Annotated in this window: 21 protein-coding genes; 17 read left to right on the top strand and 4 right to left on the bottom strand. The window is 40.1% G+C overall.

Going from position 1 to position 22,259, the window contains the following annotated elements:
* Positions 1 to 92: 92 nt before the first annotated feature.
* Entirely contained in the window at positions 93 to 1,580 is a 1,488-nt protein-coding gene (gene putP, locus GYX26_RS06575; protein ID WP_174828600.1) for a sodium/proline symporter PutP, read from the bottom strand.
* A 1,000-nt stretch (positions 1,581 to 2,580) separates the two neighbouring features.
* On the opposite strand from putP, the gene radA reads away from it, so the two are divergent.
* From radA to GYX26_RS06525, 10 genes are all read left to right on the top strand, one after another.
* Positions 2,581 to 3,954, top strand: coding sequence for a DNA repair protein RadA (gene radA / locus GYX26_RS06570; protein ID WP_100089568.1), 1,374 nt, complete (start codon positions 2,581 to 2,583; stop codon positions 3,952 to 3,954).
* Positions 3,955 to 4,048: 94 nt separating this feature from the next.
* On the top strand, positions 4,049 to 4,351 hold the full coding sequence (locus GYX26_RS06565; protein WP_100113451.1) for a putative quinol monooxygenase: 303 nt from the start codon (positions 4,049 to 4,051) through the stop codon (positions 4,349 to 4,351).
* A 147-nt stretch (positions 4,352 to 4,498) separates the two neighbouring features.
* Positions 4,499 to 5,149 carry a fumarylacetoacetate hydrolase family protein gene (locus GYX26_RS06560; protein ID WP_174828599.1) on the top strand — a complete coding sequence of 217 codons (651 nt, stop codon included), beginning with the start codon at positions 4,499 to 4,501 and terminating at the stop codon, positions 5,147 to 5,149.
* 212 nt (positions 5,150 to 5,361) lie between these two features.
* Positions 5,362 to 6,810, top strand: a complete 1,449-nt coding sequence (locus GYX26_RS06555) for a glycosyltransferase family 39 protein (RefSeq protein ID WP_174828598.1) — start codon at positions 5,362 to 5,364, stop codon at positions 6,808 to 6,810.
* 93 nt (positions 6,811 to 6,903) lie between these two features.
* Positions 6,904 to 7,866, top strand: coding sequence for a glycosyltransferase family 2 protein (locus GYX26_RS06550; RefSeq protein WP_174828597.1), 963 nt, complete (start codon positions 6,904 to 6,906; stop codon positions 7,864 to 7,866).
* Complete coding sequence (locus GYX26_RS06545; RefSeq protein WP_174828596.1) at positions 7,842 to 8,276, top strand: GtrA family protein; 435 nt, start codon at positions 7,842 to 7,844, stop codon at positions 8,274 to 8,276. Before GYX26_RS06550 ends, GYX26_RS06545 begins: the two co-directional genes overlap by 25 nt.
* On the top strand, positions 8,257 to 9,051 hold the full coding sequence (locus GYX26_RS06540; RefSeq protein ID WP_174828595.1) for a ChbG/HpnK family deacetylase: 795 nt from the start codon (positions 8,257 to 8,259) through the stop codon (positions 9,049 to 9,051). The genes GYX26_RS06545 and GYX26_RS06540 overlap by 20 nt, the downstream gene beginning before the upstream one ends.
* Positions 9,052 to 9,294: 243 nt before the next feature.
* The gene (locus GYX26_RS06535) at positions 9,295 to 10,248 is read left to right on the top strand and encodes a methionine ABC transporter ATP-binding protein (RefSeq protein ID WP_202984291.1); all 954 of its coding nucleotides are present in this window, start codon (positions 9,295 to 9,297) and stop codon (positions 10,246 to 10,248) included.
* Entirely contained in the window at positions 10,245 to 10,913 is a 669-nt protein-coding gene (locus GYX26_RS06530) for a methionine ABC transporter permease (RefSeq protein WP_100089560.1), read from the top strand. The genes GYX26_RS06535 and GYX26_RS06530 overlap by 4 nt, the downstream gene beginning before the upstream one ends.
* Positions 10,914 to 11,181: 268 nt before the next feature.
* On the top strand, positions 11,182 to 11,994 hold the full coding sequence (locus GYX26_RS06525) for a MetQ/NlpA family ABC transporter substrate-binding protein (RefSeq protein WP_174828594.1): 813 nt from the start codon (positions 11,182 to 11,184) through the stop codon (positions 11,992 to 11,994).
* Positions 11,995 to 12,063: 69 nt separating this feature from the next.
* On the opposite strand, the gene GYX26_RS06520 is transcribed toward GYX26_RS06525, so the two are convergent.
* The gene (locus GYX26_RS06520; protein WP_174828593.1) at positions 12,064 to 12,648 is read right to left on the bottom strand and encodes a superoxide dismutase; all 585 of its coding nucleotides are present in this window, start codon (positions 12,646 to 12,648) and stop codon (positions 12,064 to 12,066) included.
* Positions 12,649 to 12,863: 215 nt separating this feature from the next.
* Here GYX26_RS06520 and dnaB point away from each other — a divergent pair, with 215 nt between their 5' ends.
* The 6 genes from dnaB (at position 12,864) to GYX26_RS06490 (ending at position 17,542) form a co-directional block, all read left to right on the top strand.
* The gene (gene dnaB, locus GYX26_RS06515; protein ID WP_174828592.1) at positions 12,864 to 14,255 is read left to right on the top strand and encodes a replicative DNA helicase; all 1,392 of its coding nucleotides are present in this window, start codon (positions 12,864 to 12,866) and stop codon (positions 14,253 to 14,255) included.
* Between the two features lie 106 nt (positions 14,256 to 14,361).
* Complete coding sequence (locus tag GYX26_RS11415; RefSeq protein ID WP_174828640.1) at positions 14,362 to 15,051, top strand: GspH/FimT family pseudopilin; 690 nt, start codon at positions 14,362 to 14,364, stop codon at positions 15,049 to 15,051.
* A 32-nt stretch (positions 15,052 to 15,083) separates the two neighbouring features.
* Positions 15,084 to 15,566, top strand: coding sequence for a hypothetical protein (locus GYX26_RS06505; RefSeq protein ID WP_174828591.1), 483 nt, complete (start codon positions 15,084 to 15,086; stop codon positions 15,564 to 15,566).
* Positions 15,563 to 16,432, top strand: coding sequence for a PilW family protein (locus tag GYX26_RS06500; RefSeq protein WP_174828590.1), 870 nt, complete (start codon positions 15,563 to 15,565; stop codon positions 16,430 to 16,432). Before GYX26_RS06505 ends, GYX26_RS06500 begins: the two co-directional genes overlap by 4 nt.
* Positions 16,433 to 16,469: 37 nt before the next feature.
* The gene (locus GYX26_RS06495) at positions 16,470 to 17,060 is read left to right on the top strand and encodes a PilX N-terminal domain-containing pilus assembly protein (RefSeq protein WP_174828589.1); all 591 of its coding nucleotides are present in this window, start codon (positions 16,470 to 16,472) and stop codon (positions 17,058 to 17,060) included.
* Positions 17,061 to 17,092: 32 nt separating this feature from the next.
* Complete coding sequence (locus GYX26_RS06490; protein ID WP_174828588.1) at positions 17,093 to 17,542, top strand: type IV pilin protein; 450 nt, start codon at positions 17,093 to 17,095, stop codon at positions 17,540 to 17,542.
* 332 nt (positions 17,543 to 17,874) lie between these two features.
* Here GYX26_RS06490 and GYX26_RS06485 read toward each other — a convergent pair whose 3' ends face one another.
* Positions 17,875 to 18,222 (bottom strand): Spy/CpxP family protein refolding chaperone, encoded by a 348-nt coding sequence (locus GYX26_RS06485; RefSeq protein WP_174828587.1) that lies wholly within the window; start codon positions 18,220 to 18,222, stop codon positions 17,875 to 17,877.
* Positions 18,223 to 18,389: 167 nt separating this feature from the next.
* Between GYX26_RS06485 and rpe the strand changes: the two genes are divergently transcribed.
* The gene (rpe, locus tag GYX26_RS06480; protein WP_174828586.1) at positions 18,390 to 19,085 is read left to right on the top strand and encodes a ribulose-phosphate 3-epimerase; all 696 of its coding nucleotides are present in this window, start codon (positions 18,390 to 18,392) and stop codon (positions 19,083 to 19,085) included.
* 207 nt (positions 19,086 to 19,292) lie between these two features.
* Here the strand turns inward: rpe and polA are convergent, their stop codons facing one another.
* Positions 19,293 to 22,082, bottom strand: coding sequence for a DNA polymerase I (gene polA / locus GYX26_RS06475; protein ID WP_174828585.1), 2,790 nt, complete (start codon positions 22,080 to 22,082; stop codon positions 19,293 to 19,295).
* Between the last annotated feature and the right edge of the window lie 177 nt (positions 22,083 to 22,259).

Below are 22,259 nucleotides of genomic sequence, written 5' to 3'. Positions count from 1 at the left end.
ATAATCATAATATAACTTTGTAATAAAATAAATTGGTTTTACTTGGCTTTCTCGCTTCACCACCTGTTTTAAACAGATTATATGAAAGAAATCTATTCTGTTTTGCTATGGTAGCGTTCATACGCGTGTTTAAAATGAGTTTGCACTATTTCGTTTGGTTTTTTATCGCATAAGCTAAAAATCACAATGGCGATGGAGGCAAACAAAAAACCGGGAATAAGTGAATACAGATTAAACCAGTTAAAATTGATCCACAGTAATACCGTTACAGTACCGGTTATCATACCGGCTAGTGCACCATTACGTGTCATGCGAGACCAGAATACCGAGAAAATAATAATTGGACCAAATGCCGCACCGAAACCAGCCCAGGCATGGCTCACCAAATCCAGAACGCTATTATTTGGATTAATCGCTAATAAGATAGCAATCACCGATATTAATAACACCATAATCCGTCCAATCCAGACAAGCTCTCTTTGTTTGGCTTGAGGTCTGAAAAAAGCGCGATAAAAATCTTCTGTTAAAGCACTTGAACAGACTAATAACTGGCAGCTCAATGTGCTCATCACAGCAGCTAGAATTGCTGCCAGTACAACACCTGCAACCCACTGATTAAATAGTAATTTTGACAGCTCTATAAAAATGCGTTCGTGTTTGCCATTATTAACCAGATAGGCCAGTTCAGGATGATTGGCAAAAAACGCTATTCCAAAAAAACCTACAGTAATAGCACCGGCCAGGCATAAAATCATCCATGTCATACTAATGCGACGTGCATTTTTCATCACTTGATGTGAATCAGCAGCCATAAATCTGGCCAGAATATGCGGTTGTCCAAAATAACCTAATCCCCAACCAAGCAATGATATTATTGCAATAACATCCACATGAGCAAAGAGGTTTGTATAATCTGGATTAAGGGATTCAATATAAATTATGGCGTCTGAAAAGCCACCAGCATTAATTATTACCATGATAGGCGTTAAAATCAGGGCAAACATCATCAAACTGGCCTGAATGGTATCTGTCCAGCTAACAGCTAAAAAGCCACCGATAAATGTATAAGTAATGGTCGCACCGGCACCTGCTAACATAGCCCAGCCATAACTCATACCAAAGGTACTTTCAAATAATTTAGCACCAGCAACTACCCCTGATGCACAATAAATAGTAAAAAAGATAAGAATGATAACCGCTGAAATGATACGCAGTAACGAGCTGTTATCATCGAAACGGTGAGCAAAATAGTCCGGTAAAGTTAATGAGTTATGATTGATTTCAGTAAAAACACGTAATCGGCCGGCAATCAATAACCAGTTTAAATAAGCACCAGTTATCAAACCAATGGCAATCCAGCTTTGTGAAATGCCAAACAAAAATACAGCACCCGGTAGTCCCATGAGCAGCCAGCCACTCATATCAGAGGCTCCAGCAGAAAGTGCGGTTACCATACTGCCAATACGACGCCCACCCAAAATATAATCACCAAAATTTTGCGTTGATCGATACGCAAAAAAACCGATTACAATCATTCCTAAAATGTACACAGCAAAGGTGACAATCATTGGTAAGGACATATCTCAGAAAAACCCTGTTTATGAAATTAGAAAAATAGTGGGCTAGTTTTATCACAAAAGCATCATGTCAGAAAGCAGACGATTTATTAAAATCAATCCACTCTACATTAGCTAAGCCGATAAAGATTCAAATAGAACAAAGTGGTATAGGTTACTGCTTCAATAAGCATCTGCACGTATGAATCTCGATAAAAGCCAAATTTAGCCAGCATATAATCAATATATAAAGTATATAATATTTTATATATACACTGATTATAATTATTGTGTGAAACGGGCAACTCGAATTCAAATATGGGAAGATTAAAAGTTTATATTTAAAATATCCAATGACTAAGCCTATCTGTCAAATCCACATTTGAACTACTTATTGCTACAGTACTTTCGGTTCAAGCCATAAATGTAAATGTTAACAAAGCCTACTGCCAACCCGCTGAGCGAATTTTAGCGTTAGAATGGGTAAGTTCTAAAGTTATATTTGCACAATAGGTTTTGATCCTGAAAAACTTTGCATCAATTCAGCAACCCAATGTTGAGAGAAAAACAGAAATTTTGTTTCGAATGCTGATTTTAGTTGGCCAATACCATTATGCGCCTGCTGAAAGCCGAGTATGATTCCACCCGAAATAAGGTTATATAGAAACGTAAAAAGCGCAATATATGGTTTTCTACCATATCTAAAGCTCATGTAAAATCAAAATACCACAAACTGATTTTACTAAATCAATTAATGCGTCGATAAAAGGGCTTATTGGAGATGATTTTTAAATAGGTGCGTTACGTTTTTAATCCCGTGTTTATTGTATTTTAAACATCCTGTTTGGAAGATGGCTTGTATCAATATTCATTGACAATAAATGGGTTATTAAATATTAATCATTGGCTTTGTGAACATAAAATCCAGCCTAGCAACGCCAGACTGGCAAACATTTGAAGCAGTGTGGGCAATACCATACTTCGTTTTTGCCAAATTTAGAGAAAATTTTGTTGGAAAGGTTTCATGGTAAAACAAAAAACTCAGTTTCAATGTCGCAGTTGTGGCGGTAATTCACCCAAATGGCAAGGACGTTGTCCGCATTGTGGCGAATGGAATACGCTAGAAGAAACAACAGTTTTACCCACGGCTGCGTCCAATAGCCGCTTTCAGTCATGGGCAGCCGGTCAAACGCAGGTGCAGTTGCTGGCCGACGTGAGTGCGGTTGAAGTACAGCGCACTGCTACCGGTATGGGGGAGCTGGACAGGGTGCTTGGAGGAGGGCTGGTAGAAGGTGCGGTTATCCTGCTGGGCGGAGACCCGGGTATTGGTAAATCCACCTTACTGCTGCAAACAATAGCCCAGATGGCAGAAAAAGAATCGGTATTGTATGTTTCTGGTGAGGAATCGGCACAGCAGGTAGCGTTGCGTGCGCAGCGCTTGGGTGTGCAGGCAGACAGAGTGCATTTGCTGGCAGAAATCAGGGTCGAAGCGATTAGTGCAGCTATTGCGCGGCAGCAGCCAAGAGTGGTGGTGATTGATTCGATTCAAACCATGTATTCAGACAGTATTACTTCTGCACCCGGCTCAGTATCACAAGTACGCGAATGTGCTGCCCAGTTAACCCGCCTGGCCAAACAGCAGGGCATCAGTATGTTACTGGTTGGACATGTAACTAAAGACGGAGCGATTGCCGGACCACGCGTTCTGGAGCATATGGTAGATACAGTGTTGTATTTTGAAGGGGAAACCCACTCAAATTACCGCATGATTCGGGCAATTAAAAACCGTTTTGGCGCCGCCAATGAGCTGGGTGTTTTTGCGATGACGGAAAAAGGGCTAAAAGGGGTGTCTAATCCCTCGGCACTGTTTTTATCCAGCTACCGTGATGACGTACCCGGCTCCTGCGTGCTGGTAACACAGGAAGGTTCGCGTCCGCTACTGGTAGAAATTCAGGCATTGGTTGATGATGCACATGGCTTTGCGCCCAAGCGATTAACCGTGGGGCTGGCACAGGAACGTCTGGCCATGTTGCTGGCTGTGCTGAACCGCCATGCTGGTATTGCCTGCTATGATCAGGATGTATTTCTGAATGCCGTCGGTGGTGTAAAGATTACGGAGCCGGCTGCCGATTTGGCTGTTATTCTGGCCATGTTGTCCAGTTATCGTAACCGCCCCTTGCCGGAAAAGCTGATTGTATTTGGTGAGGTTGGTTTATCTGGTGAAATTCGCCCCGTACCACGCGGACAGGAACGGCTACGCGAGGCAGAAAAGCTCGGATTCACGCATGCCATTGTTCCGGCGGCCAACTGTCCGAAACGGGTAGCTGATTTTCCAGGTTTGACTATTATCGGGGTAAACTCGGTTCAGGAAGGTGTAGACGCTACTCGCCGCGAGTAATTTTATTTGCCTGAACCTAATTAAAAGGATAGGCTTAAAACTGTGGTATTACTTTTTGTGCTATTGCCTAATATAAAATTCTGGAGATGAAGATATGTCACAACCAATTAAGCTAGTTGCCATGATGGAGCTGAAAACCGATGCATGGCCGAATATTGCGGCAGCAGTTGAGCAGTGTGTGACTCTGTCACGTCAAGAACCGGGCAATATGTCTTATACAGTTAACAAGGACTTGGATAAGGCTGATCGCATTGTATTTATAGAATGCTGGGCTAATGAAGCTGCGATTGATGAGCATAACAATACCGCCCATTTTCAAAATCTGATTAAAACTGTTGAGCCATATTTGCGTGAATCCATGCAATTATTAAAATTAAGTGAAATTACTACCTTTTAAGCCAGCTAAATCTGTATTCTGCCCGATAATCAGGGATAATACGGGCAGAATTTGTGATTTTGACAAACTGTTTTTGTCGGATTAATTAATTGGTGTTTTCAGACAGTAGTTAATATTCAGGCTTGAACTATATTTTGGTAACATATGATGAAAACCATTCAAATTGAAGGACAGCAAGCTGCTTTAGGCAATATTTTTTGTATCGGACGAAATTATTCAGAACATGTGAAAGAATTGCATAATGCCAAATCTGACGAACCGGTTGTATTTCTGAAACCAACTTCTTCTCTGGCTCAGGCTGGCGATAATATAAAACTGCCGGCTTATAGCCGGGATGTACATCACGAGTGTGAGCTGGTCATTTACATTAAAGAAGATGCTATTGATGTAGACGAAGACAAGGCACTTAACTATGTAGGCGGTTATGCCATTGGTTTGGATTTAACTGCTCGTGATGTGCAGACAGAACTAAAAGGTAAAGGGCTGCCATGGGAGAAGGCCAAAGGATTTCCTACCGCTGCGTGTGTTTCACACTTTATTACCCCAGATAAGGTCAACGATATCCAGATGCAGGATTTTTGCCTGAAAGTTAATGGGGAAATACGACAGCAGGGCAATAGCCGCGACATGATGTTCTCCTGTCGGCAGATTATCAGTTATTTATCCCGTATTTATGGCTTGCAGGCTGGTGATATTATTTATACCGGTACACCGGCAGGCGTTGCCGCAATTAAGTCTGGTGATGAGCTGGAATTGATCTGGCCGGAAAAAATTATGCTTAAATTTCAGGTGGCATGAATTTATTCAGCCTGATTGATAAAACTCAAGCGCAATTTTTTTGATAAATTGCGCTTGAGTTTTTCGGGACAGGATGGCTTATTAAAGACTACCTGTCCGTAATCCACTGGTGCTGTACTGTGGAATTGACCTTAATCTTTACAGTACCGCTATAATAATGTGCTTTAAAAGCTGAAATCCTATCCATGTCATGTAGACCGTTTTCAGTCCGATTGCCTTTATGGTTAATCCTGTATTTTATTTTGTGGACAGTATTACCATTTGTGCTTTCTGCCAGCTACCCATTAGATGTGCCTGAAGGTATTTATTGGGGGCGTGAATGGCAATGGGGATATTACAAGCATCCACCACTTTCAAGCTGGATACTGTATTCTTTCTATCATATTTTCGGACACATCGGCCCGTATATTCTGAGCCAGTGTACTATTGCGCTGAGCTTGTGGCTGGCTTATCTGTTTGGACGACGCCTGATGAGTCCGAGCAGGGCATTTTTAGGTGCTCTGTTTTTATTGGCTATCTTTTACTATACGTGGCCTTCACTGGAGTTCAATCATAATATAGCGCAAATGCCAGTATGGCTTGGCTTGGTATACGTATTTTATCTGGCTATCCGAGAAAATCGCTGGCGATACTGGTTGCTGTTTGGTTTGCTGGCTGGCGCTGGCATGCTAGTGAAATATACTGTTGCCGTGCTGATTATTACCATGGTACTGTATTCACTGTGCACACCATATCGCCGCTTATGGTTAACAGCAAAACCGTGGCTGGCGATACTGATAGCCTTATTGGTTTTTGCTCCGAATGTGTACTGGCTGATGCAGCATAACTGGTTACCATTGACCTATGCTTCCGCCCGTTCTGCCGAGGATGCCAGCCGCAATGGTCATTTGGCTGCTTTTGGTTATCTGGGAACACAGATAATCAATCATCTGCCCCTTTTACTGATTCTTCTTTTTACCCGTACACGCCTGAGCTTACGCACTCCCGTTCAGATATTGTATCGGTCTGACTGGCATTTCCTGTTATGGATGGGGCTGGCTCCTACATTGATACTGGCTTGTGCCGGACTGATTTTCGGACTTGGTTTGCGGGATATGTGGGGTATGCCGATGTGGGGGTTATCCGGACTGATAATAGTTGCTCTCATCCCTGAACAGGTATTCACCAATAAAATTGACTCCTTGCTAAAAGGCACAGGCATCTGGGCATTAATCGTCACCATATTAATGGCTATTTATGTAGAATTTGGTGCCCGTATACGCCATAAACCTTCACGCATGGACTGGCCACAGGTTGCACTGGCCATACAAGCTGATAAACAATGGCAAATGCTTTCTTCATGTAAACTGGACAGTGTGACTGGTTCAGACTGGGTAGCGCTATTGGTTGCTTCCTATTCAAAATTTGCCCCATCGGTAATGGTGTCGGGCGATGCTGCCTATTCACCCTGGATGAGCGATAATCGTTTGCGGCAGCATGGCACACTGGCATTATGGCCAGCCAACGATCGGCCGCAAGTGCCATGGTTACAGCCTTTAGTTCAGCAGCCTGATTTGATCATGAAACGAGGGGAGTGGACAATCGCGTGGAATAAATTGCCTGATCGTGAACCGCTTAAAGTAGTCTGGCAGGCTTATATTCCAAAAAAATGTTTGAAGTAACAATGTGCTTACTTATTGCAAAAATGAAATCGGGTATTATCTACAAAATGCCTGGGTTATCTCAATCTGCCAGTCGTCTGTAAGGTAAATTATATGGATAAAAATATCATTGGTTTGAGTATTATTCTACCAATATATAATGATGCGGCCGCAGTAGGCCGTTTTTTGCCGGAATTATTTACTTTTACAAGCCGGCAGGAAAAATCTTGTGAAATTATTCTGGTTGATGATGGCAGTAAAGATCATTTGACTGCTACGTATGAGCAGCTCAGACAACAACTACCGGCCAACACTGCCTTGCGATTGGTGCAGTTTTCACGCAATTTCGGGAAAGAAGCAGCACTGACTGCCGGACTGGAGCAATCTCAGGGTGAGCTGGTTACCATGATGGATGCTGATGGCCAGCATCCGGTATCAGTACTTGAGCAGATGCTGACTTTGATGCATACCAATAATGTAGATGTGGTAGCAGCAGTACAGGCCTCGCGCGAACACGAAGGGTTATTAATCCGAACATTGAAAAATAGTTTTTACCATTTTATGCAGGATACGCATCGCTATGAGCTTACCCCTAATGCCGGTGACTTTCGTCTGATGAAGCGCAGAGTGGTACAAGCTCTGCTTCAGTTACCTGAGCGACAGCGTTTTATGAAAGGGCTGTATGCATGGGTTGGTTTTTCTACCATTTACATCCCATTTCAGGCATCTTTACGCCAGACTGGCAAAAGTAAATTTAACTATTTCAGCCTGTTTGAATTAGCACTGATAGGTATTACATCATTTTCACAACGGCCGTTACGCTGGATTTCCCGGATGGGACTGATTATTTCCCTGCTCGCACTAATCTATGGCTTGTGTATTGTGGCTGATACCTTATTTTTTGGCAAAGACCTTGCCGGCTGGCCGACTTTGGCCGCTGGAATTATGTTTTCTGCCGGAATTCAGCTGGTTTGTCTTGGTGTGATTGGCGAGTATATTGGCCGTATTTATGAAGAAGTGAAACAGCGGCCGCTTTATCTGGTGGATAAAGTATGGGACAGTCGCGAACCAAAATGAAAATCGCTTCCAGACAGGGGGTCTGGTTTACCCTGGTAGGGGGAGCTGCTGCTGCTATGCATTTTTTCTGTTTGTTACTACTGGTACAGTATGCTCAGCTTGTGCCTGTTTTAGCTAATCCATTGGCTTTCCTGTGTGCTTTTGTTATCAGCTTTATGGGACATTATCACCTTACCTTTAGCCAGACGCATTATTCGTGGTTTCAGGCTCTTTGGCGCTGGTTATGCAGTGCCGTGGTAGGTTTTGGGCTTAATCAGATTTTATTCATGGCTGGCATAAAATGGTTTGGCAATCAGGCCTACTGGTGGTTATGGATCATTGTTACCATAATAGTGACGGTTTTATCTTTTATTCTGGGTAAATTCTGGGCCTTCAATGAGAAAGTAAGCCATGAAACCAGTAATGATTAATGTAGATGATTTAGGTTTGTCGGCAGCCGTAAACGAAGCTGTACTGCGGTTGGCGCAAATGAGGCGCATACAGGCCAGTAGTTTCATGAGTCTGGGTACAATCGCAGCAGATGAAGTGGCTGAACTGAAAAAACAGCATATCGATATTGGTTTGCATTTTGATTTAACTGGTTTTGCAGGTTTGGGCAGCCTGAAACAGGTTTTAATCAAATCTTACTTACATGCATGGCCAAAAACAATTTTGCAGGATGTGATTAATCGCCAACTTGATGCCTTCGAAGACAAAATCGGGTATAAACCGGTTTTTATAGATGGACATCAGCACGTTCATCAGTTTCCGCAGATACGTTCCGTTTTGCTAGAGATTATATTACAGCGGTATGGATGTGATGTTGCAGTACGCAGCACTAAAAGCACACAGCACGATATCAAAGCAGGAATAATTCATGCTCTTGGCGGCTATCAGCTAGATAAATCATTAGAACAAGCACACATCACACATAATTATGCTTTCGCAGGTATTTACAACTTCGATGCGGATGTCAAAATCTTACAGGCCAAATGGACAGAATGGCTTGGCAGTGCTTCAAAACAGGGTTTGTTGATTATGTGTCATCCCGCGGTTCCGTCAGTGAGTTGGAATGATGAAATTAAAAGTGCGCGTGAATATGAATGGCAATGGTTGCAAAGTGAAGCGTTTATCCAGTGCTGGCAGCAGCACCATTGCCATGCAGTTAACTGGCAAGACCTTCGACAGGGAAATCATTGTCGCTAAGCAGTAATTCATTGATAAATAATTCCAGCCATTTTGACTATTATTTACAGTATACTTGTGGTTTTTAGCCGTTGGCATGAAAAATTCAGTCAACACATTCATGATTTATCAAGTACACTATCTGTATTGCATTGCAACTACATCATCTGGAATCAAATTGCACTGGATATTCTAAGGGTCGTTATGATCATATTTGAAAATATAAAAAAAACTTATATCAAAAATAAACAGCAAGTACATGCCTTGAATGATATTAATCTCACTGTTGATACGGGTGATATCTTCGGGCTGATTGGTTGGAGTGGCGCAGGTAAGAGCAGCTTAATCCGTCTGGTAAACCAGCTGGAAAAACCTACTACTGGCACAGTGTGTGTAGATGGAGTTGACTTAAACAAACTGGATGCTACAGCACAACGCGCGCACAAGAAAAAGATTGGTATGATTTTCCAGCATTTTAATTTGCTGGAATCCAAAACAGTAGCCCAGAATATAGCCATTCCACTGGTTTTGCAGGGCTTAAAACGTGAAGAAATTGATCGTCGGGTTGATGCAATGTTGTCGTATGTTGATTTAGCCGGCAAAAAACACAGCTACCCCGGTCAGTTATCCGGCGGACAAAAGCAGCGTGTCGGAATTGCACGCGCCCTGATTACCGAGCCATCCATATTATTGTGTGATGAAGCAACCTCTGCACTGGATCCGCAAACTACTTTATCAATATTGAAATTATTAAAGCAAATTAATAATGAACGTAATATTACTATATTACTGGTTACCCATGAAATGGAAGTAATCAGTTCAATTTGTAATAAAGTGGCCGTGATGGAAAAAGGTCAGGTAATCGAGCAGGGTTCAGTATTGGATATTTTTTCAGCACCACAGCAGGAAACAACAAAAAAATTTGTCAGCACTGTAATCAATGCTGAAATACCCGAAGCTGTACTAGATAGTCTGGTTGAACAAGACAATATCTTCCGCCTAGAATTTCTGGGCGATTCAGCCAGAGAGCCAGTGGTAAACGAGTTGATTTTAAAACAGCTGGTGGAAATCAATATACTTTTTGCCAATATGCGTGAAATAGGTGGTGTTGTGCTGGGAAGTATGTTTATTCAGATGAACGGTACTGAAATAAATGTAGAACAGGCAGTGGCATTTTTACAAACAAAAGGCGTTCGGGTTGAAAGAGGTGGTGTATGAATCAATGGTTTGAAACCTCATTAACTGCTGACCAGTTTGGTACAGCATTATTGCAAACCTTCAACATGGTTAGCATTTCATTTGTTCTGGGTTCAATATTAGGTACAGCTCTGGGCGTATTATTGTTGCTCACCCGTCAGGGAGGCGTGTGGCCAAAGCCAATATTGTATAACTTGTTAAATATTATTATTAATATTGTCCGCTCATTACCTTTTATTATTCTGCTGATTTGTGTATTACCGGTTGCCAGCTTGATTATTCATACCTCTATTGGCACCAAAGCAATGATTATCCCCCTGATTATCTTTGTTTCCCCCTACATAGCACGCCTGATAGAAAACTCATTACTGAGTGTGCCTGCCGGGATTATTGAAGCAGCTCAATCAATGGGTGCCACCAATTTCCAGATTATTCGCTATTTTATTTTACCGGAAGCAATGCCTTCTATTCTTCTGGCTTTAACCACAGCGCTGATTGGTTTGATTGATGCCACAGCCATGTCTGGTACAGTTGGCGGTGGCGGTATTGGTGATCTGGCGGTTAATTATGGTTACCAGCGGTTTGATTACGTAATTATGATTGCTACTGTCATTGTACTGGTATTGATTGTGCAAATTATCCAGACTTTAGGCAACTGGCTCGCGGCCAAAGCCAAAAAGAATTAATCTGTAAAAAACGGCTTTGAAAAAAGCCGTTTTTTGTACTTATAAGCTTATAACTTTTTAATCTTTGTTTATAAGCAGCCAATCTTTTAATATCCTGCTGCAATCAGTAGAAAATATCATTTAGTCTCAATTTTCTAACTATTGGAAGACTCACTTAAACAATCATAAAGCCAAATGCAAGTGGTTAATCTCCATTCAGAACAGACTAAAAATTTTTGGTTTTTGCAAAATATAGGATTTAAATCTTACTTTAACCGGAGCAGATAGCATGAAGCTGATAAAGTATCTTTTTATTTTAATAATAGCCTGCTTGGCACTGGGGGCCTGCCAGCAGAATAAAAACAATAGCAAACAGATTATTATTGGTACATCGCCCGGGCCCTATAGCCAGCTTTTTCTTGATGCAGTCAAGCCGATTCTGGAAAAACAGGGTTACCAGATTAAACAGATTGATTTTTCTGATTTACTGCAGGCCGATATTGCTTTACAGCAAGGCAGTGTAGATATTAATGTCGATCAGCATACTGCTTATATGCTAGCTTTCAATCAAAACAAAAAAGCCAGTCTGGTGGCTTTAACACACATTCCAACCGTACCTACAGCTATTTATTCTAAACGCCATGATAATTTGCAGGCGATAAAAAAAGGCAGTGCCATCGCCGTACCCAATGATCCGGCAAATGCTGCCCGAGCATATCGTTTGCTAGCGAAAGCAGGATGGATTACCCTAAAACCCCTAACTAATCCAGGCATGATTTCTAAAAATGATATCAAAACTAATCCTTATCAGTTGAGCATTACAGAACTAGACCCGGGTAATATTCCAAGAACATTGTCTGATTTCGATTACTCAGTGATACCGGGAAGCAGAGCCTATGCAGCCAAAATTAATCCTGATCTTGCCCTTTTGCAGGAAGATATAGTACCTGCATTTGAGCTGGTGGTAGCAGTAAGAGCGGATAATGTACAAAAGTCTTGGGCTCAGGCTGTTAAATCAGCTTATAACTCAGTAGAATTCAAGCAGTATATGCAAACACATAACACCAAGCATTACTGGTACATACCTAAAGAAAGTAACTAAATCAAAACTCAATAATAAAAACTGCCTTTTTCAAGGCAGTTTTTTAGATTTTTTATAATTACTGTTTAATCAGGCAGCGAAGCGTTTTTCTACTTCACCCCAGTTAACAATTTCCCAGAAATTACTTAAGTAATTTGGACGACTATTACGATAATCAATGTAGTAAGCATGTTCCCATACATCGCATGTTAACAGCGGAGTATTGGTACTGGTAAGTGGAGTGGCAGCATTACTGGTTGATACCAGATCAAGCTCACCATCCGGTGTTTTTACCAACCAGGCCCAGCCTGAACCAAAGGTACCTGCTGCTACTTTATCGAATGCCTCTTTAAAGGCATTAAAGCTGCCCCACTTATCATTGATTGCCTTGGCTAAAGCACCGTTTTCTGTCAACGCTACACCATTCGGAGCAAAACCAAACCAGTAAAAAGTATGATTCCAGGTTTGCGCTGCGTTATTAAATAGTCCACCTGAAGATTTTTTTACAATCTCTTCCAGAGGCATGTTTTCAAACTCAGTACCCTTAATCTGGTTATTCATATTGGTGATATAAGTTTGATGATGTTTACCATAGTGGTATTCCATTGTTTCTTTGGAAATGTGTGGTGTCAGAGCATCAAGAGCGTAGGGCAGTACTGGTAATTTATGTTCCATGGTTGAGGTTCCTTTTGATTAGGTGGTTTGTTAGTGCTTTGCAGTGTGTTTATGCGTTCAGGCAAATTGGGTTAATTTGCAAATATAAAAAACGTTTAACTCACCTTAAACCATTATATGGTTCATTAATCATTGTAATACACTGCCCTCATTAGCGGCAAATAAACACGCGCTTAATGGTAAAATTAAAAAAGAGGTCATTAAAGTTAAAAGACATGGAAGAAATCAATATAAGCAGTGAAGAGATAAATCAGCTAGCAGTACCTCCTCACTCAATGGAAGCAGAACAGTCTGTTCTGGGTGGTCTGATGCTGGAAAACAGCGCTTGGGACAGGATTGCAGATTTAATTGATGAAGATGATTTTTATCGTCATGAGCATCGACTCATATTCAGGGGGATCAAAACTTTAGTTGAACTGTCGCGTCCAGCTGACGTAATTACAGTACAGGAAGAATTGCAACGGCGTGAAGAGCTTGAACCGGCAGGTGGGCTGGAGTATCTTATCACGCTGGCGCAGAACACACCTTCAGCCGCAAACATCCGCCGTTATGGGGAAATTGTGCGCGAGCGCTCCATTATGCGTCAGCTAGCACAGGTCGGAACACAAATCGCTCGTTCAGCCTACAGCCCTCAGGGTAAAGACGCAGCACAAATGCTGGATGAGGCAGAAAACAGTGTATTTCAGATTGCCGAATCAACCGCTCGGTCGAAACAGGGCTTTTTAAGTATGCCCGTGTTACTGAAAGAAGTGGTTACCCGAATTGATTATTTGTATTCCCGCGACAACAAAAATGATGTTACGGGCGTATCAACCGGATTTATAGATCTAGATAAAATGACATCCGGCCTGCAACCTGGCGATTTGATAATTGTTGCCGGTCGTCCTTCTATGGGTAAAACCGCTTTTTCCCTGAACATTGCTGAACATGTGGCCATTTCGGAAAAATTACCAGTAGCTGTATTTTCAATGGAAATGGGTGGAGCACAGCTGGTACTACGTATGTTGGGTTCAGTAGGCCGGGTTGATCAAAGTGTACTCAAAACAGGACAGTTGCAGGATGAACATTGGGGCAAGCTGAATGATGCTGTAGTTAAACTGACTGATGCACCAATGTTTATTGATGAGACTCCTGGATTAACAGCACTGGAAGTACGTGCACGCGCACGGCGGCTGGCTCGGCAGCAGGGTGGGAAACTTGGTCTGATTGTGCTTGATTACTTACAGTTAATGTCTGGTTCGGGTCGTTCGGATAACCGCGCTTCAGAACTGGGTGAAATTTCCCGTTCTTTAAAATCATTAGCCAAAGAGTTACAGGTTCCTATCATTGCCTTGTCACAGTTATCCCGCACAGTAGAGCAAAGAACGGATAAACGGCCAATGATGTCGGATTTGCGTGAATCTGGCGCAATTGAACAGGATGCAGACCTGATTATGTTTATGTATCGAGATGAATATTATCATCCCGATAGTCAGTTCAAGGGTTTAGCAGAATGTATCATCGGCAAACACCGAAACGGGCCAACCGGAAAAGTACATCTAACCTTTCAGGGTCAATTTACCAAATTTGATAATGTAGCTATGCCTGATGGGTATTTTGATGATTAATTTTGTTTTTGGCACAAATAATTAGTTCAAAACAGGTGAAATGTTGTAAAATTATCTGAAAATAACTGTATATTAATTTGTGTCTGGAAATTTTAGGATTGAAATTATGGTTTCATCCAAACCAACAAATGCTGGTTTTACCTTGATTGAACTGTTAATTGTTATTGCAATTACGGCAGTGCTGGCTGCTATTGCTTTACCGGGTATGGAAAGATTGATTGCTTCGCAGCGAATCAATAATCGGGCAGATCAGATGTTTGCTTTGTTTCAGTTTGCCCGTGCTGAAGCTATTCGTACCAATAAGCCGATATTAATCTGTCCTACGGTAATCAAAAAAAGTACGGCTGATTCCAATGCGTGTAGTCAGTTTGGTAACTATCAGAATGGTCTGGGCTGGCAGGGATTTTTAGCTTTCAATGATAGTGATATGAATGGGCAATACGAAGCAACTAAAGATTCCTCTGTACGTGTTGTTGCCCTGAATCAGAATGCTGATAATATTAATAAAATTAAGGTACTACTAAGATGGCGAATCTGTAATGGCAATTCAGCCACATGTAATGGCAATATTGCTAATAATGATATGTTGGGTTTTATGCCTAGTGGTCAATTTGGTATTGGTAATGGGCCAAATGCTAATAGCTGGGCCATTGGACAGTCGACTATAATAATCGATATCATTGATAGTCACTATACGAATATAAACCGGCGTCTTATTATCACTCCGGGTGGCAAGCCAGTGGCATGTTATGGTCAGAGTAGCCACAATAATACAAATTCCTACTGTACATTATAGTTACCCTGATTTTGAAAGATAGGAAAATTGATATGTCTCAGCATAATATTAAAAATACAAAGCATTATTTGTATGCTTACCAGTCACAACAAGGTACTACTATAGTAGAAGCAATTGTAGCCATATTTGTATTATCTTTCGGGGTACTTGCATTGATGTTAGCGCAGATTACAGCGGTAAATACATCAATTAATGCGGCAAATCAAAGTGAGGTCACCAGAGCAGTGCAAAATTATATAGAAAAGATGCGCTCCCAACCTGGTTTAATGATTAAGGAAAGAGAGGACGCAAATGGTACCAAAATACAATACATTGCTAAAGATTATTCTCAATATGTTACCGACAATAAGGATACTTGTTCAAACAAACTGAATATTCGCCTCATCAATGCAAGTTTAAATAGCTGTGCTATTAATCGGGATGGAAAAATTACTGTCACGTGGGGAGGACAATCTCTGGGTAATAATGATGTAAATGGTGAATTTTCATATAGTTTAACAGCAGGCCAATCATGAAAAAAACTTATCATGCTCAGACTAATCGAGAGAGTAAATTTAATTCAAACTTTGTAGTTGGTTTAAATAAACAATCTGGTTTCAGTCTTGTTGAAATAATGGTAGCATCAATTATCAGTATAATTATACTACTAGCCGCTAGTTCAACATTTATAACTACTTATAAACTGAAAGAACAGGTTAAGACAAGAATCAATTATGAACAGGATGTCAGAAATGCAGCAAACCTCTTGCGTAGCGATGCACGCCAATTAGGTAATTTTAGTTGCATGAACCCACCAACAACAGCAGATCTAAATCATATATTCAGTGGCTCTTTTACTATAAATAATAAACAGTTTTTATCAACTAGAATCCCTAATGGTATAAGTATTACTCCGACTAGAGGCAGCCAGTCACTAATAATGACATATATTAATGAAAATTATGCAAGAGATATTGTAGCCACAAATTGTAATGAAGATATACCGAATTTAGAAAATCATGTGGATGCTGTAGTATACATAGTTGGTACCACAAATTCTGATTCTGCACCTGGATTGTATCGCATAAATTATAGCAGCGGACATTGGGGGGCTCCTCAACTTATTGTGAGTAATGTATCCAATCTACAATTTAGCTTTGATTACGATGGTCACACTGATAACTGTCCAAAGCTTTCATCAGGGGTGGGCTCTCCTATTCAATCAGTTAATAATATTAATACACGAAATCGGCTTAATTTCAATTTTGCCAAACCACCTGTTTTAATAAAAGCTACGTTGACAATAAACCCACTGTCAGCTGGTCCGAATACGAATAATGTGAATTATGTTATCAATGCAATGGTTAGACAAGGTGAAATTTGTAACAATAATCAAGTTTAACTGTAATTATTTAAGTTCTATACTAATGGCTGAAGACATGAAAACTAATTATAAAACTAAACCAATTAAGCAATCCGGCTTCGCTCTATTTTTAGTGCTTATTATGATGATTGTCATTGCTTTTCTAGTTGTTGCCACCATGCAGAGTACTTCAATGGATTCACGCACTAGTGCCAATGATAGTGACCATCAATTTGCTCTACAGAATGCGCAATTAGGTATTGTCGCAGCAGAAGACCTTATTAGCACTTGGCCGGCTGAGGGTGTTCAAAAAATATTCACCTGTAATTGTAAAGATGGTTTATGTGCGGCCGCCAATATTCAACCATCGAAAGCCAATAGTAAGTTGGCAACAGTACAAGAATGTAGTAGTAGTATTAAGTCGGGTGAAGTAGAAGTCTGGAAGAGAGGTAATGTATTTACCGATGCAAATAATGATCCCTCTATTAAATCACCACACGACAGCGATGGAAAGAAGTACCGATACGTTATAGAATATTTAGGTCCAGATAAAGCAGCTGGAGTAGGTGTATATTTATTCCGCATCACTTCTAAAGGCTGGGGACTTAATGAATCGACAACCAGTATAGTTGAGGAAAATATACAGGCTGCTCTGTATGAGAAATAATTTATTAAAAACGTATATACAGATTGATTTTTATGAGCAATAAATTTTTAAATAATGGTTTCACTCTGATAGAATTAATGATAGTAGTCGCTGTTATTGGTATATTGTCTGCTATAGCCGTGCCTAGTTATAAAACCTATATCGAAAAAGCTAATTTAGCAGAGGCTAGCACAACACTAACAAATCTGAGTCAAAAAATTGCCGAACGAAAATTACAATCATTTAATGGTAGTTTTGTTCAAAGTGATCTAAGTGCTATTGTTCAGCAGCAAGTTGGTAACAGCAATAAATATAATTTTGGAGTTAAATGTCAAAATAATACTGATTGTTCTACTTATCATTTGTATGCTGAACCCAAAAGTGGTAGCAATCTAAAAAAATCAGTATGGATGGGGAATAATAGTGGTCTATATATTTGTGATATAAGTAGTGTTAGTGGCATTGTTGATGCATCTAGTGATGCTAATTGCACGAAACAATAAAACAATTATTTCACTAAATAAAAAATTTTGGATTTATAGCTAAATTTTTTAATTCCAAATAACAACAAATACCATTCAAATTTATTCCACCTCTGCATAAATTCCTGTAGGGGATTTATGCAGAGTTAGTAAAGTAAATAAATCTTGAGTGAATGAAAACTTAATGAGTCACTTATTATAGATATTTACCTGATATATCAATAAGTTGAAGTACATTAAATAGATTGCGTGGTTGCATTACAAGCTTAATGCTTATCTGGTTTAGCACATCACATTGAATACAGTGTAATTTTAAGAAAGCAACATAGATAATTCTAATTAATTGTTAATCATTAACGTAAACAATTATTAATCCAGTTTTGACGCTGTTGATGGTTTAAAACCTGTAAAAAATCATACTGAACCTTTAATTCTTCTACATCCTGCTGCATTCGTGGCATATAATGGCTCAGCACATAACGTTTAGCTTCTGCCTCATCAAATTTTGGTTGCATCAGAATTTGATTCAATTGTTCATTTTTACGTTTGTTATTTGCAGTATGTTGTAAATTTGTATCATGATTTCGCTTATACTGCATTCTAATGAATCTGAGCCGTGCTTTTTGCATTTGAGTTAATTCAAGCTTGCGGATATCACAATTGATTTGTCCAGAAGCAAAAGTAGGGCAGGCAAATGTCAAAATGACAAAGCTAGTACAATAGCGTACTATTTTTTGCCAGCATGGGGCTACCATTCTGTTCTCCCTTTCAGTTCTCTTGAACGTTAAGAGTATACTTAAATAGCAGTCAAGCACCTATAATGGTAGTAAACTTGCGTAAATAATACAATTTACCATAGGCCTTTTATATGAATAAGTTAATAAAGCCAGATTTTTTTATAGCACCCAGTATTCTATCTGCTAATTTTGCCTGTTTGGGCAACGAGATTGCTTCAGTAATTGATGGTGGTGCTGACTGGATACATTTTGATGTAATGGATAACCATTATGTGCCAAATCTTACTTTTGGTCCTATGGTTTGTCAGGCTGTAAAGCCTTATGCCTCTGTACCGATTGATGTGCATTTGATGGTTGAGCCAGTAGACGAAATGATAAATGCTTTTGCTGCTGCAGGTGCCAATATTATTACTTTTCATCCTGAAGCAAGTCGGCATATTGACAGAAGCTTAAGTCTGATAAAAGCAGCAGGATGTGAGGCAGGGCTGGTATTAAACCCAGCTACGCCAATCCATGTATTGGCAGAGGTAATAGATAAACTTGATGTCATATTATTGATGTCTGTTAATCCAGGTTTTGGTGGACAGAGTTTTATTCCATCAACGTTGAAAAAAATAAGTCAGGTTCGAGCGCTAATCAATGAATATGCAAAAGAAAATGGAAGATACATTCGTCTGGAAGTAGACGGGGGTATCAAGATTGATAATATAGCTCAGGTAGCCGCGGCAGGTGCTGATACATTTGTTGCAGGCTCTGCAATTTTTGGACATGATAACTATGCTAAACAAATAATAGAAATGCGAACGCAACTGGCTGATATAAGTTAGCAATTAGTCAATTGGTATTTTGTTCGGATATAAACGACAATATTGAGTTGATATATTGATTACTGTAATTTATTGATTCTTATAATGACATACTATTTATGTTTCTTTAAGATTTAAATAGTTTTATAAAAAAGCAGTCGATTTATAGCAGACTGCTTTTTTTTATTTTTACAAATAAGAGCAATATCAGAATAATACAATTAAATTTTAATGAGCCTCATCCCAGTTATGGCCATTTCCAACGTCGGCAATTAATGGTACCTTTAACTGGGCTACACCAGACATCAATTGTGGTAAATGATGCTGCAAGGTTGATAATTCAGATTCAGGTACTTGTAATACGAGTTCGTCGTGTACTTGCATAATTAGTTTTGTATGCATTTTTTCCTGCTCCAGCCAACCTTGTACAGCAATCATGGCACGTTTTATTAAATCTGATGCTGTACCTTGCATTGGTGCATTGATTGCAGCTCTAAATGCTCCAGCGCGCTCCGTACCATTGCTACTTTTTATGCCTGGCAGATAAAGACGTCGTCCAAAAAGTGTTTCTACAAACCCATGCTGCAATGCCTGTTCTTTAGTTTTTTCCATATATTCATGCACACCCGGATATCGGCTAAAATAGCGGGAAATGAAATGTTGTGCTGCCTGAAGTTCAATTCCGAGTGATTTGGCCAATCCATATTCACTCATGCCATAAATTAAACCAAAATTAATCGTTTTAGCGTAGCGTCGCTGTTCTGCAGTTATCTGATCCTGACTGATTGCAAAGATTTCTGCAGCTGTACGCTTATGAATGTCTTCATTATTGCGGAAGGCATCAATCAGAGTAGTATCATTGGCAAGATGAGCCATAATGCGTAACTCAATTTGAGAATAATCCGCTGAAACTATGAGTTGGCCGGGTGGGGCGATAAAGCTTCTTCGTATACGCCGTCCTTCTTCGGTGCGTACAGGAATATTTTGCAAATTAGGATTGTTACTGGCTAGTCGGCCTGTAATGGCAACAGCCTGGGCATAAGTAGTATGTACACGCCCTGTGTGTGGATTTATCAGCTGAGGCAATTTATCCGTATAAGTAGACTTAAGTTTGGCCAGGCTACGCGTCTGTAAAATAAGTTTGGGCAGGGGATAGTCAGCAGCCAGTTTTTCCAATACTGCCTCATTGGTTGAAATACCGCCAGACGAGGTTTTTTTCAGCCCAGAAGTAGGGATACCCATTTTTTCAAACAGTATGGATTGCAGCTGTTTTGGAGAGTTTAGATTAAAAGGTTGGCCGGCCAGCTGATAAGCCTGTTCCTCTAGTTTAACCAGCTGCGTACCAAGCTCATGGCTTTGCTGGGCCAGTTCGTGACGATCAATTAATACCCCTGTACGCTCCATAATACATAATATGTTTTCAACAGGGATTTCCAGATTACGGTACAGCTCGAGCTGGGCTGCATCCATTTGTTGTCTGAGTAAAATTTCGAGACGTAAGGATACATCCGCGTCTTCTGCGGCGTAGTTAACTGCATCTTCCAGTGCTACATCAGCAAAACTTATTTGTTTTGCTCCTTTACCACATAAATCTTCATAGTGAATAGTTTGCCAGTCAAGATGTCGCAGTGCCAGCTCATCCAGACCATGCCCCAAATGGCTTTCAACAATATAAGAAGCCAGCATGGAGTCACCAACAATACCTTTTAAATTAATATTATAATTAGCCAGAACATGCTGGTCGTATTTGATATTCTGGCCAATTTTGCCAAGCTTATCGGCTTCTAAATAAGGTTTAAGGGCATTCAAAACCGTTTCAAGCGGTAATTGTTCACTAACTGCAGTAGGGCTGTGACCAACAGGGATATAGAATGCCTTTCCTGGTTCTAAAGCAATACTGACACCAACCAAATTGGCATTCATTGCATCCAAGCTATCTGTTTCTGTATCCAAAGCAATAGTGTGTATTGTATCTAATTGTTTCAGTAATTCAGACAGTTGTGTGGCTTTGATAATAGCTGAATATTGTTTAGGAATGTTTTTTAAATCATCTGCATCTGATTTGTTCTGTACAATTTTTTTATTGGTATCTTCATTAATTTCCGTCTCGGTAAACAGGTCGTTCACAGGCTGTAAAATAGTTGTGTTCTCTTCATGATGTGTCTGCGCTTCTTTTAACCAGTTTTTAAATCCCAGTTGCTGAAAATGGGGAATTAGTTCTGCCCATGCCGGCGTTTGGCGCTTTAGGTCTTCAAGACCATGTGGCAATTCCTGTTGCAAGTTTATATCTGTTTTAATGGTAATTAATTGATAAGATAAAGGTAATTTTGGTAGAGCTATACGTAAGTTTTCACCAACTTTTCCTTTAATATCATTAGCATGCTCAATGATATTTTGTAGTGTTCCATATTCCTGTAACCATTTGACTGCTGTCTTGGGGCCGCATTTATCTACGCCCGGTACATTATCAACTTTGTCACCAATCAGACTCAGGTAATCAATTATCTGATCAGGTTTGACACCAAACTTATCTAATACACCGCTAGCATCAAGCTTTTCATTACTCATGGTATTTACCAGGGTGACCTGATTATTAACCAGCTGAGCCATGTCTTTATCACCAGTTGAGATAATAACCTGATAGTCGGCTTGTTGTGCTGAACAGGCTAATGTGCCAATTACATCATCAGCTTCTACACCATTTATAGATAAAACAGGCCAACCCATTAATTTTACCAATTCCGGTAAAGCTTCAGCCTGCGGTCGCAAATCTTCTGGCATCGGTGGACGGTTGGCTTTATATTCAGAATAAAGCTGATGGCGAAAATTTTCACCTTTAGCATCAAATACGCAACAGGCATAATCGTGTGGTGTGTCCAGCCGCAAGCGGCGTAACATATTTAGTACACCGTATAATGCACCTGTAGGCATGCCTGTTGGACTAGTTAATGGTGCCAGAGCGTGAAATGCTCTATATAAATAAGATGAACCGTCAACAAGTAATAGTGTTTTTTTCATAGTAATTCCAGAAATATCAATTTTTAGCTCATAAGCCACCTGAAATTAAATCAGCTGGTTTCAATTGTTCGTACTAGATTTTTTAATCCCGTTTTGCTTAGTTGTTGCTAGCCTGATAAAGATATAAAAGACTTTAATTAATTTGTATTTTACGATAAAAAATATTGTTAGTAATTT

Source organism: Snodgrassella sp. ESL0253, from assembly GCF_013344965.1.
Classification (GTDB): domain Bacteria; phylum Pseudomonadota; class Gammaproteobacteria; order Burkholderiales; family Neisseriaceae; genus Snodgrassella; species Snodgrassella alvi_B.
The sequence above is the reverse complement of the archived record's forward strand: the minus strand, read 5'-3'. Positions and strand labels throughout refer to the sequence as shown.